Source organism: Burkholderia sp. Tr-20355 (assembly GCF_017104685.1).
In the GTDB taxonomy this organism is placed as follows: domain Bacteria; phylum Pseudomonadota; class Gammaproteobacteria; order Burkholderiales; family Burkholderiaceae; genus Burkholderia; species Burkholderia seminalis.
Genome location: NZ_JAAGPK010000201.1, coordinates 1 through 12,662, shown reverse-complemented (window position 1 = coordinate 12,662; position 12,662 = coordinate 1). Strand labels below are relative to the sequence as shown.

Below are 12,662 nucleotides of genomic sequence, written 5' to 3'. Positions count from 1 at the left end.
CCGGACGCCGGGCCCCGCGACGAGCGGCATGAAGTTCGCCGCGCCGCCGTCCGGCGACCTGCAATACGACACGTTCTACAACGGGATGCAGAACATGATCGGCACGATCCGCTGGCGCACCGACGGGCACACGTACGACCTGTCGGTGTCGATGCCCGTGCCGTTCGTCGGCCCGTTCACCTATCGCAGCGAAGGCCGCATCGACGCGTTCGGCATCGCGCCCGACCGTTACGTCGAGAAGCGCGGCAAGCGGCCGGAAGACATCGCGATCTTCAACCGCGAGATCCGGCAGGTCGTGTTCACGCGCACGCCGAACAACGCACCGCTGCCCGACGGCGTGCAGGACCGTTTCAGCATGCTGATGCAGTTGTCGGGGCTCGTGCGCGGCAACCCGTCCGCGTACAAGCCGGGCGTCACGCAGCAGTTCTTCGTGATCGACAACAACAGCGGCGAGACCTGGCCGATCGCCGTGATCGGCGACGAGCAGGTGCAGACGCAGGCCGGCATCATCGGCGCGCGGCACTTCATGCGCCTGCCGCGCCGGGACGGCGATACGCGCCGCATCGACATGTGGCTCGCGCCGTCGCTCGGCTGGCTGCCCGCGCGGCTCATGCAGACCGAGCCGAACGGTGCACAGATCGAGCTGGTGTGGCATGGCCGCCTCGCGGCGCCGAGCGTGCCGACCGACGCCGCGCCGCCCGGCGGCGCAACGAACGCGCCCGCCGGCGCGCCGGCGCCGGGGGCCTCGCCCACACCGGCCGCGGAACCGGCCCAACCGGTGCCGCCGGCCGCCGTGCAACCGCCCGCCCAACCGGCTGCGCCGCCGGCTGCTTCGACTGTCACACAGTGAACCCGCGCGTAAGCGCACGCGATTCGGCAATTTCGACCGATTACAGATTCCCGTGAAATGGCCGATGACACTCTTTAACAACTATTTCCGTCCACCGGCAGACAATGGGAAACGTTTCATCGATATCGGCTTCTAACCGATACACCCCACGCAAACGGGAACGGGGTGTGCAGCGCAAGCCCCTTGAAACCGGCAAGGCTCGCCCCACCTAGGGGACAACAAGGCCAGATGCCACTGCGAAGAGGAGTGCCGCCATGCAAATGATCTACAACAGCCCCAACTACTGCGTCGTCGAATTCGCGCCGCAGGCCGGCCATCATCTGATGAATGCCGGCGGATACGAAATCGTCGACAAGAACGCGCAGCGCGAAATCTTCATCGACGGCGAGCTTGCCGAACGATTCCGCGCACACGTGAAGCAATTGATCGAGGATGAGCCGTCGCTCGACGAGGTCGACGAATTCCTCGGACAATTCGACAGCCTGATGATGATGCCCGTCGTGCTGCACTGACGACCCGCGGCCCGGCGCCTCGTGCGGCCGGGCCATTCGCCGCGCACGCCGCGCGGCCCCCGCGAGCACTCCGATCACGCCCCCGCCCGGTTCGCCGGCGGGGGTTTTCATTTGGCGGGCCGCCCGCGCGGCGCAAGGCCGGGCGGCGCTCAGGCGCACCGGCTACAATGGCGGTTTTCCGTCTTCGCCGGTCTTCCGCCCATGTCTGCGACCCCTCTCGCCGCTTCCGTCCCGCTCGACGCGCCCTACACGCGCGGCGGCGCACTGCCCGCGCTGCTGAAATCGCGCATCCTGATCCTCGACGGCGCGATGGGCACGATGATCCAGCGCTACAAGCTCGACGAAGCCGCGTATCGCGGCGAGCGCTTCAAGGATTTCCCGCGCGACATCAAGGGCAACAACGAGCTGCTGTCGCTCACGCAGCCGCAGATCATCCGCGAGATCCACGACCAGTACTTCGCGGCCGGCGCCGACATCGTCGAGACCAACACGTTCGGCGCGACGACCGTCGCGCAGGCCGACTACGGGATGGAAGATCTCGTCGTCGAGATGAACGTCGAGTCGGCGAAGCTCGCGCGCGAATCGGCCGCGAAATACGCGACGCCGGACAAGCCGCGCTTCGTCGCGGGCGCGATCGGGCCGACGCCGAAGACGGCCAGCATCTCGCCCGACGTCAACGATCCGGGCGCGCGCAACGTCACGTTCGACGAGCTGCGCACGTCGTACTACCAGCAGGCGAAGGCGCTGCTCGACGGCGGCGTCGACCTGTTCCTCGTCGAGACGATCTTCGACACGCTGAACGCGAAGGCCGCGCTGTTCGCGCTCGACGAGCTGTTCGAGGATACCGGCGAGCGCCTGCCGATCATGATCTCGGGCACCGTCACCGACGCGTCGGGCCGGATCCTGTCGGGCCAGACGGTCGAGGCGTTCTGGAATTCGCTGCGCCATGCGAAGCCGCTCACGTTCGGCCTGAACTGCGCGCTCGGCGCGGCGCTGATGCGCCCGTACATCGCCGAGCTCGCGAAGCTGTGCGACACCTACGTGTCGTGCTACCCGAACGCGGGCCTGCCGAACCCGATGAGCGACACGGGCTTCGACGAAACGCCGGACGTCACGTCGGGCCTGCTGAAGGAATTCGCGCAGGCCGGGCTCGTGAACCTCGCGGGCGGCTGCTGCGGCACGACGCCCGAACACATCGCCGAAATCGCGAAGGCGCTCGCCGACGTGAAGCCGCGCCGCTGGCCGAACCAGTACAGCGACAACGCCTGACCGCCCCCCACGTCCTTCATCACCAGAATTCGCACCGCCATGACCGATCACATGATGCGCCTTGCCGGCCTCGAGCCGTTCAACGTCACGCCCGGGACGCTCTTCATCAACGTCGGCGAACGCACCAACGTCACCGGCTCGAAGGCGTTCGCCCGGATGATCCTCAACGGCCAGTTCGACGAGGCGCTCGCCGTCGCGCGCCAGCAGGTCGAGAACGGCGCGCAGGTGATCGACATCAACATGGACGAGGCGATGCTCGATTCGAAGGCGGCGATGGTGCGCTTCCTGAACCTGATCGCATCGGAGCCGGACATCGCGCGCGTGCCGATCATGATCGACTCGTCGAAGTGGGAGGTGATCGAGGCCGGCCTCAAGTGCGTGCAGGGCAAGGCGATCGTGAACTCGATCTCGCTGAAGGAAGGCGAGGACGCGTTCCGCCACCACGCGAACCTGATCCGCCGCTACGGCGCGGCCGCGGTCGTGATGGCGTTCGACGAAACGGGCCAGGCCGACACGTTCGAGCGCAAGACCGAGATCTGCAAGCGCTCGTACGACTTCCTCGTGAACGAAGTCGGCTTCCCGCCGGAAGACATCATCTTCGACCCGAACATCTTCGCGGTCGCGACGGGCATCGAGGAGCACAACAACTACGCGGTCGACTTCATCGAGGCGACCCGCTGGATCAAGCAGAACCTGCCGTACGCGAAGGTGAGCGGCGGCGTGTCGAACGTGTCGTTCTCGTTCCGCGGCAACGACCCGGTGCGCGAGGCGATCCACACCGTGTTCCTGTATCACGCGATCCAGGCCGGGATGGACATGGGCATCGTGAACGCGGGCCAGCTCGGCGTGTACGCCGATCTCGACGCGGAACTGCGCGAGCGCGTCGAGGACGTGATCCTGAACCGCCGCGCGGATTCGACCGACCGCCTGCTCGAGATCGCCGACAAGTTCAAGACCGGCGCCGCGAAGAAGGAAGAGAACCTCGAGTGGCGCAACCAGCCGGTCGAGAAGCGCCTCGCGCACGCGCTCGTGCACGGCATCACGAACTTCATCGTCGAGGACACCGAGGAAGCGCGCGCGAAGATCGCCGCGGCCGGCGGCCGTCCGATCAACGTGATCGAAGGGCCGCTGATGGACGGGATGAACGTCGTCGGCGACCTGTTCGGCCAGGGCAAGATGTTCCTGCCGCAGGTCGTGAAGTCGGCGCGCGTGATGAAGCAGGCCGTCGCGCACCTGATCCCGTTCATCGAGGAAGAAAAGCGCCTGCTCGCGGAAGCGGGCGGCGACGTGCGCGCGAAGGGCAAGATCGTCATCGCGACCGTGAAGGGCGACGTGCACGACATCGGCAAGAACATCGTGTCGGTCGTGCTCCAGTGCAACAACTTCGAAGTGGTCAACATGGGCGTGATGGTCCCGTGCAACGAGATCCTCGCGAAGGCGAAGGTCGAGGGCGCGGACATCATCGGGCTGTCGGGCCTCATCACGCCGAGCCTCGAGGAAATGGCGTACGTCGCGTCCGAAATGCAGCGCGACGACTACTTCCGCGTGAAGAAGATCCCGCTGCTGATCGGCGGCGCGACGACGTCGCGCGTGCACACGGCCGTGAAGATCGCGCCGCACTACGAAGGCCCGGTCGTCTACGTGCCGGACGCATCGCGCTCGGTGTCGGTCGCGTCGAACCTGCTGTCCGACGAAGGCGCGGCGAAGTATCTCGACGAGCTGAAATCCGACTACGAACGCATCCGCGACCAGCACGCGAACCGCAAGGCGCAGCCGATGGTCACGCTCGCCGAGGCGCGCGCGAACAAGACCCAGGTCGACTGGGCCGGCTATACGCCGGTGAAGCCGAAGTTCATCGGCCGCCGCGTGTTCAGGAACTACGACCTGGGCGAGCTCGCGAACTACATCGACTGGGGCCCGTTCTTCCAGACCTGGGACCTCGCGGGCCCGTACCCGGCGATCCTGAACGACGAGATCGTCGGCGAATCGGCGCGGCGCGTGTTCTCCGACGCGAAGTCGATGCTCGCGCGCCTGATCCAGGGTCGCTGGCTGACCGCGAGCGGCGTGATTGCGCTGCTGCCGGCGAACACCGTCAACGACGACGACATCGAGATCTACAGCGACGAATCGCGCTCGGAAGTGCTGCTCACGTGGCGCAACCTGCGCCAGCAGAGCGTGCGCCCGGTGGTCGACGGCGTGATGCGGCCGAACCGCTCGCTCGCCGACTTCATCGCGCCGAAGGCGTCCGGCGTGGCCGACTACATCGGGATGTTCGCGGTGACGGCCGGCCTCGGCGTCGACGTGAAGGAAAAGCAGTTCGAAGCCGACCACGACGACTACAGCGCGATCATGCTGAAGGCGCTCGCCGACCGCTTCGCGGAAGCGTTCGCCGAAGCGATGCACGCGCGCGTGCGCCGCGAGCTGTGGGGCTACGCGAGCGGCGAGACGCTCGACAACGACGCGCTGATCGCGGAAAAGTACGCGGGCATCCGCCCGGCGCCGGGCTATCCGGCCTGCCCCGATCACCTCGTGAAGCGCGACATGTTCGACGTGCTGCATGCGGACGAGATCGGCATGAGCGTGACAGACTCGCTGGCGATGCTGCCGGCCGCGAGCGTATCGGGCTTCTACCTCGCGCATCCGGACAGCCGCTATTTCTCGGTCGGCAAAATCGGGCAGGATCAGCTCGAGGATTACGCGCGGCGCATGGCGCTGTCGCTCGACGACGCGCGCCGCGCGCTCGCGCCGCAGCTCTGATCGACGCGGACGGGCGGCCACCCGCCCTTTTGATCAGACAAAAGAAAAAGCCCGCGTTCGAGCGGGCTTTTTCTTGCGTTGCCGGTCTTTCGACCTGCCGGGCAACGAAGCTCAGAAGCCCCAGTGCACGTCGGCCTCGCCGGCCTTCGCCTCGCGCAGCATCGTGAGGAACGGCGCGACGCGCTGTGCCAGGCTCGGCGGCACTTCGTGGTGCGCGTGGTCGGCTTCGTCCTCGTGGAAATGGCCGGCATGCTCGGCGCGTTCCTGCTTCGCCTGCGCAACGGCGCCTTCCAGCTTGGCGATCGCGTGGTCCAGCTCGTCGTGCGTAATCACACCGCGCTCGCCCAGCTGCTTGCCGACGAGGCCCAGCACGTACACGGCGAAATCCTTCAGCACGTCGAGATCCTGTGCCGCCTTGCTCTTGAACGTAATCATGACAATTCCCTTTTCATCTTGTTGTGCCTGCGCGGCGCGGTTGGGGAACGCTGGCAGACCGGCGTCCGGCCTCGCGGACGCGGACCGCCTGAGCGGCATATTAGCACCTGTTAAAATTCTGCGATCCCTGAAACGCGCGCTTAAAAAGCGCGCCGGCGGGCCGGCGTTTCCGGCCGCCACCAACGAAGCCTTCTACCAGCATGCTGCCAGCACACAAACAGACCCTCGAAGCCCTGCTCGCGGATAGCGTCAAGCAGGTCGCACACGCGTTGAAAGGCGCCGATGCGGCGTCCGTCGCCCCGACCATCACGCTGGAGCGTCCGAAGGTCGCCGCGCACGGCGACGTCGCGTGCAACGTCGCGATGCAGCTCGCCAAGCCGCTCGGCACGAACCCGCGCCAGCTCGCCGAACAGATCGTCGCCGCGCTCACCGCGCAGCCGGCCGCGCAAGGCCTCGTCGAAGCCGCCGAGATCGCCGGCCCCGGCTTCATCAACCTGCGCCTGTCGGCCGCCGCGAAGCAGGCGGTGATCGCCGCCGTGTTCGACCAGGGCCGCGCGTTCGGCACGTCGGATCGCGAAAAAGGCAAGCAAGTGTTGCTCGAATTCGTGTCGGCGAACCCGACCGGCCCGCTGCACGTCGGCCACGGCCGCCAGGCCGCGCTCGGCGACGTGCTCGCGAACGTGATCGCGAGCCAGGGCTACGCGGTGCACCGCGAGTTCTACTACAACGACGCCGGCGTGCAGATCGGCAACCTCGCGATCTCGACGCAGGCGCGCGCACGCGGCCTGAAGCCGGGCGACGCGGGCTGGCCGGAAGCCGCGTACAACGGCGAATACATCGCCGACATCGCACGCGACTTCCTGAACGGCGAGACGGTCGCCGCGTCGGACGGCGAACCGGTCAAGGGCACGGGCGACGTCGAGGATCTCGACGCGATCCGCAAGTTCGCGGTCACGTACCTGCGTCGCGAGCAGGACATGGACCTGCAGGCGTTCGGCGTGAAGTTCGACCAGTACTACCTCGAGTCGTCGCTGTACAGCGAAGGCCGCGTCGAGAAGACGGTCGACGCGCTGATCAAGGCCGGCATGACCTACGAGCAGGACGGCGCGCTGTGGCTGCGCACGACCGACGAAGGCGACGACAAGGATCGCGTGATGCGCAAGTCGGACGGCACGTACACGTACTTCGTGCCGGACGTCGCGTACCACGTGACGAAGTGGGAGCGCGGCTTCACGAAGGTGATCAACATCCAGGGCTCGGACCACCACGGCACGATCGCGCGCGTGCGCGCCGGCCTGCAGGGGCTGCACATCGGGATTCCGAAGGGCTATCCCGACTACGTGCTGCACAAGATGGTCACCGTGATGCGCGACGGCCAGGAAGTGAAGATCTCGAAGCGCGCGGGCAGCTACGTGACGGTGCGCGACCTGATCGAATGGTCGGGCGGCGCGGCGGCGGGCCAGGAAGCGGCCCCCGACCTGATCGACGAGGCCACCATCACGCGCGGCCGCGACGCGGTGCGCTTCTTCCTGATCTCGCGCAAGGCCGATACCGAATTCGTGTTCGACATCGACCTCGCGCTGAAACAGAACGACGAAAACCCGGTCTATTACGTCCAGTACGCGCATGCGCGGATCTGCTCGGTGCTCAACGAACTGAAGTCGCGCTACAACGTCGACGTCGCGCAACTGCCGGGCGCCGACCTGTCGCAGCTGACGAGCGCGCAGGCGGCGTCGCTGATGCAGAAGCTGGCCGAGTACCCGGACATGCTCACGCACGCGGCGAACGAGCTGGCGCCGCACGCGGTCGCGTTCTACCTGCGCGATCTCGCTGGCGAATTCCACTCGTTCTACAATGCGGAGCGCGTCCTGGTCGACGACGAAGCGCCGCGCAATGCGCGCGCCGCGCTGCTCGCCGCGACCCGGCAGGTGCTCGAGAACGGCCTGGCGGTGCTCGGCGTGTCCGCGCCCGCCAAGATGTAAGCAGCCCGATCCGGGCAGCGAATGGCCGCGGCAGCGCCTGCCGCGGCCTTTTCACGATTCTTTTTGCAGGTGACTCAAGCAATGGCACAACCACGCCGAACTTCGAAGCAATCGAAACAAGCCGGAGGGACATTTCTTGGAATCGTGCTGGGCCTGATCGTCGGCCTGGCGATCGCCGTGGTGGTGGCGCTCTACATCACGCGTTCGCCGTCTCCGTTCGTGTCGAAGGTCGCGCCGCCGCCGGCCGACAACGGCGCGAGCCAGCCGCAGCAGTTCGACCCGAACCGCGCGCTGCAGGGCAAGACGCCCGGCCAGCCGGTGCCGCAGGCCGCGCAGCCCGCACCGCCGAACACCGCGCCCGGCCAGGCCGCGAACCAGACCCAGGGCGGCCTGCTGCCCGAGCCGCAGATCGTCGAGGTGCCGCCGTCGGGCAACCCGAACGGCACCAGCGGTTCGAACAACACCGCGGCATCGAACAATACGTCGTCGGGCAACGGCGTCGCCGTCGCACCGAAGCCGGCCGACACCACGCCGCCGAAGAAGACGCAACAGGCGCAGCAACAGCAGCAAGGCGGCGAGGACGACCTCGCACGCTTCGCCGCGCAGAAGCAGGCGCAGCAGGCCGCCGCGCAAAAGCAGCAACAGCAGCTGGCCGCGAACACGCCGAAGCCGACGTCGTCGGCTGCCGCCGCCGCGGCCGCGAAGCCGCCGACCGCGAACGACGCGAACACCGGCTACTTCCTGCAAGTGGGCGCGTACAAGACCGAAGGCGACGCCGAGCAGCAGCGCGCGCGCCTCGGCTTCCAGGGCTTCGAGTCGAAGGTGTCGAAGCGCGACGTCAGCGGCGTGACCTATTTCCGCGTGCGCGTCGGCCCGTTCTCGAAGTTCGAGGATATGAACTCGGCCCGTCAGCGCCTGTCCGACGCAGGTGTCGACACGGCTGTGATCCGCTTCACGAAGCAGTAAGCCAACCGGCCGAGCCCACGCAGAACCCGTTACGTTCCGTAACCCGAGCAACTGATTCGACGTTCACAACATGAAAAAACTGCTTAGCACGCTCCTTCTGTCCCTGGGCCTGGCCGCCGGCCTCGTCCACGCTTCGCCCGCCGCGCCGGTCGCCGGCAAGGACTTCGAGGTGATGAAGTCGCCGCAGCCGGCGTCCGCGCCGGCCGGCAAGGTCGAGGTGATCGAGTTCTTCTGGTACGGCTGCCCGCACTGCTACGAATTCGAGCCGACGATCGAGGCCTGGGTGAAGAAACAGGGCAACAACATCGACTTCAAGCGCGTGCCGGTCGCGTTCCGCGACGACTTCGTTCCGCACTCGAAACTGTTCTACGCGGTGTCCGCGCTCGGCATCGCCGAGAAGGTCACGCCGGCGATCTTCAACGCGATCCACAAGCAGAAGAACTACCTGCTGACGCCGCAGGCGCAGGCCGACTTCCTGGCCACGCAAGGCGTCGACAAGAAGCAGTTCATGGACGCGTACAACTCGTTCAGCGTGCAGGGCGAGGTGAACCAGTCGGCCAAGCTCCTGAAGGACTACGCGATCGACGGCGTGCCGACGGTCGTCGTCCAGGGCAAGTACAAGACGGGCCCCGCCTACACGAACAGCATCCCGGGCACGGCCCAGGTGCTCGACTTCCTCGTGAAGCAGGTTCAGGACAAGAAGCTCTGATCCCCGTCCGCGCACCGGCATGACTACTCCGCTGAAGGTCTTCATCACCGGTGCGTCGAGCGGCCTCGGCCTCGCGATGGCCGAGGAATACGCCCGCCAGGGCGCCACGCTCGCCCTCGTCGCGCGGCGCACCGATGCCCTCGATGCGTTCGCGCGGCGCTTCCCCAAGCTGTCCATCTCCGTCTATTCCGCCGACGTGCGCGACGCCGACGCGCTCGCGACGGCCGCCGCGTCGTTCATCGCGACGCATGGCTGCCCCGACGTCGTGATCGCGAACGCGGGCATCAGCCAGGGCGCCGTCACGGGCCAGGGCGACCTCGCGACGTTCCGCGACGTGATGGACATCAACTACTACGGGATGGTCGCGACGTTCGAGCCGTTCGTCGGCCCGATGACGGCCGCCCGCCACGGCACGCTGGTCGGCGTCGCGAGTGTCGCCGGCGTGCGCGGCCTGCCGGGCTCTGGCGCGTACAGCGCGTCGAAATCGGCCGCGATCAAGTATCTCGAATCGCTGCGCGTCGAATTGCGCCCGGCCGGCGTCGGCGTCGTGACGATCGCGCCCGGCTACATCCGCACGCCGATGACCGCGCACAACCCGTACCGGATGCCGTTCCTGATGGACGCCGACCGCTTCGCCGCACGCGCGGCGCGCGCGATCGCGCGGCAGCACGCGTTCCGCGTGATTCCGTGGCAGATGGGCGTCGTCGCGAAGGTGCTGCACGTGCTGCCGCGCTGGCTGTACGACCGCCTGTTCGAAAAGGCGCCGCGCAAGCCGAAGGCCGGCGCGCACTGACGATGCGTCGGCGCGGCCCGCGCGACGTGCGCCGGGCCGTATCGTCGACGCGTCGGTTCCGCGTCACCTTCCGAGGCGCCCTCGCCGCGCCCGTCCGCTTCGCCGTCCGCCCGTCCCCCTCCCCGCGCCTGCGCCGCATCAACACCCGTTCCGTCGCGAACGCAGCCGTTTTTCGGTCAATTCGCCGCGTTCCGGCGCCTTTTTTCACGCGTCGCGCGCTTTGACGGTATGCTATTCGCCAGCCGCGCCGGCCCTGCCCGCTTCCGGGCCGCGCCCGCATCCGTCACCCAGCAAAAAACACAAGCCACGTGGGAGATCCTATGCACGTCAAGCTGTTCGCGGCGGCCGCCGTTGCCGCCGCCCTCGCCGCCCCCGGCCTCGCCGCCGCCAAGCCGCTCACCGTCTGCACGGAATCGAGCCCGGACGGCTTCGACGTCGTGCAGTACAACTCGCTCGTCACGACCAACGCATCGGCCGACGTGATCTTCAACACGCTCGTGTCCTACGACGAAGCCGCGAAGAAGGTCGTGCCCGCGCTCGCCGACAAATGGGAAGCGAGCGCCGACGGCCTCACATACACGTTCCACCTGCGCCCGAACGTCGCGTTCCAGACCACCGACTATTTCAAGCCGGGCCGCGCGCTGAACGCGGACGACGTCGTGTTCACGTTCACGCGGATGCTCGACGATTCGAACCCGTGGCACAAGGTGGCCGGCGCGAGCGGCTTCCCGCACGCGCAGTCGATGGGCCTCGTGAAGCTCGTGAAGTCGGTCACGAAAGTCGACGACAGCACCGTGAAGTTCGTGCTGAACGAGCCGAACGCGACGTTCGTGCCGATCCTGACGATGGGCTTCGCGTCGATTTATTCGGCCGAATACGCGGACCAGTTGCTGAAGGCCGGCAAGCAGGCAGACCTGAACGCGAAGCCGGTCGGCACCGGCCCGTTCGTGCTGAAGAGCTATACGAAGGACGCGCTGATCCGCTACGACGTGAACCCGACGTACTGGGGCACGAAGCCGAAGGTCGACCGGCTGATCTATGCGATCACGCCCGACCCGTCGGTGCGGCTGCAGAAGGTGAAGGCCGGCGAATGCCAGATCGCGCTGTCGCCGAAGCCGCAGGACGTGCTCGCCGCGAAGGGCGACAGCGCGCTGAAGGTCGTGCAGACGCCCGCGTTCATGACCGCGTTCGTCGCGCTGAACACGCAGAAGAAGCCGCTCGACAACGACAAGGTGCGCGAGGCGCTGAACCTCGCGTTCGACCGTGCGACCTACCTGAAGGTCGTGTTCGACAACACCGCGACGGCCGCGAACAACCCGTACCCGCCGAACACGTGGAGCTATGCGAAGGATGTCGCGCCGTATCCGTACGATCCCGCGAAGGCGAAGCAGCTGCTCGCGCAGGCCGGCTTCCCGAACGGCTTCTCGACGACGATCTGGACGCGCCCGACCGGCAGCGTGCTGAACCCGAACCCGAAGGTCGGCGCGGAACTGCTGCAGGCCGACCTCGCGAAGATCGGCGTGAAGGCCGACGTGAAGGTGATCGAGTGGGGCGAGCTGATCAAGCAGGCGAAGCTCGGCCAGCACGACATGCTGTTCATGGGCTGGGCCGGCGACAACGGCGATCCGGACAACTACCTGTCGCCGCTGTTCAGTTGCAATGCAGTGAAGTCGGGCATCAACTTCGCGCGCTTCTGCGACGCGCAGCTCGACAAGCTGATCGCCGACGGCAAGTCGACGGCCGATCAGGCGAAGCGCGCGAAGCTGTACGAATCGGCGCAGAAGATCATCCACGACCAGGCGCTGTGGATCCCGCTCGGCTACCCGACGGCCGCCGCGCTCACACGCACGAACGTGGGCGGTTATCACGTGAGTCCGTTCGGACGCCAGAACTTCACGACGGTGGCCGTGCAGTAACCGCGCGTGGCGCGCAAGCGACGGCCCCGCGCCGCTCGCTTGCGACCCGCGCGCGCCGCTTGCTACACTGCGCGCCTGTTCCTCCTACCGGACGCCAGCCAAAGTGAACCACTAAGCCTTCCCGAAATGTTTTCGCCGCCCGTGCCACGCACGCCGCGCGCGAAGGTCTTCACGCATTTTTGGAGGTGCTCATGGCTGCAGCCACGCCCGCCGGCGCGCTCGTCGCGCTTCATCACGTTTCCTTCCGCTTCGACGACGGCGTCACGCTGTTCGATTCGCTCGACCTGACCATCGATCGCACGCCGACCGGCATCGTCGGCCGCAACGGCGTCGGCAAGAGCCTGCTCGCGCAACTGATCGCGGGGCGCCGCGCGCCGAGCGCGGGGACCATCGAGCGGCACACGCCCGTCGTCTACGTCGCGCAGCAGCACGACGCGCTCGCCGCCGCCGGCCCGCGAACCGTCGCGCAGGTC

General features: G+C 67.2%; 11 protein-coding genes. 10 read left to right on the top strand and 1 reads right to left on the bottom strand.

The window, feature by feature from the left end; all coding sequences use genetic code 11:
- From G3N62_RS30955 to metH, 4 genes are all read left to right on the top strand, one after another.
- On the top strand, positions 1-850 hold an 850-nt coding region (locus G3N62_RS30955), incomplete at its 5' end, for a DUF3108 domain-containing protein (protein WP_206141402.1).
- Positions 851-1,104: 254 nt separating this feature from the next.
- Positions 1,105-1,362: a DUF3567 domain-containing protein gene (locus G3N62_RS30950; RefSeq protein WP_006477667.1), complete on the top strand. Its 258-nt coding sequence runs from the start codon at positions 1,105-1,107 to the stop codon at positions 1,360-1,362.
- Between the two features lie 201 nt (positions 1,363-1,563).
- Complete coding sequence (locus G3N62_RS30945) at positions 1,564-2,631, top strand: homocysteine S-methyltransferase family protein (RefSeq protein WP_124670237.1); 1,068 nt, start codon at positions 1,564-1,566, stop codon at positions 2,629-2,631.
- Positions 2,632-2,670: 39 nt separating this feature from the next.
- Positions 2,671-5,388 carry a methionine synthase gene (metH, locus tag G3N62_RS30940; protein ID WP_175905334.1) on the top strand — a complete coding sequence of 906 codons (2,718 nt, stop codon included), beginning with the start codon at positions 2,671-2,673 and terminating at the stop codon, positions 5,386-5,388.
- 111 nt (positions 5,389-5,499) lie between these two features.
- Here the strand turns inward: metH and G3N62_RS30935 are convergent, their stop codons facing one another.
- Positions 5,500-5,823, bottom strand: coding sequence for a DUF1840 domain-containing protein (locus G3N62_RS30935; protein ID WP_011353361.1), 324 nt, complete (start codon positions 5,821-5,823; stop codon positions 5,500-5,502).
- A 200-nt stretch (positions 5,824-6,023) separates the two neighbouring features.
- Between G3N62_RS30935 and argS the strand changes: the two genes are divergently transcribed.
- From argS to G3N62_RS30905, 6 genes are all read left to right on the top strand, one after another.
- Positions 6,024-7,805: an arginine--tRNA ligase gene (gene argS, locus G3N62_RS30930; RefSeq protein ID WP_034189171.1), complete on the top strand. Its 1,782-nt coding sequence runs from the start codon at positions 6,024-6,026 to the stop codon at positions 7,803-7,805.
- Between the two features lie 81 nt (positions 7,806-7,886).
- Positions 7,887-8,771 (top strand): SPOR domain-containing protein, encoded by an 885-nt coding sequence (locus G3N62_RS30925; RefSeq protein ID WP_059558836.1) that lies wholly within the window; start codon positions 7,887-7,889, stop codon positions 8,769-8,771.
- A gap of 70 nt (positions 8,772-8,841) precedes the next feature.
- Positions 8,842-9,480, top strand: a complete 639-nt coding sequence (locus tag G3N62_RS30920; protein WP_034189169.1) for a thiol:disulfide interchange protein DsbA/DsbL — start codon at positions 8,842-8,844, stop codon at positions 9,478-9,480.
- A 19-nt stretch (positions 9,481-9,499) separates the two neighbouring features.
- Positions 9,500-10,273, top strand: coding sequence for an SDR family oxidoreductase (locus G3N62_RS30915; protein WP_049032404.1), 774 nt, complete (start codon positions 9,500-9,502; stop codon positions 10,271-10,273).
- A gap of 320 nt (positions 10,274-10,593) precedes the next feature.
- On the top strand, positions 10,594-12,189 hold the full coding sequence (locus G3N62_RS30910) for an ABC transporter substrate-binding protein (RefSeq protein ID WP_034189167.1): 1,596 nt from the start codon (positions 10,594-10,596) through the stop codon (positions 12,187-12,189).
- 191 nt (positions 12,190-12,380) lie between these two features.
- The coding region (locus G3N62_RS30905; protein WP_206141401.1) for an ATP-binding cassette domain-containing protein at positions 12,381-12,662 on the top strand (282 nt) is incomplete at its 3' end.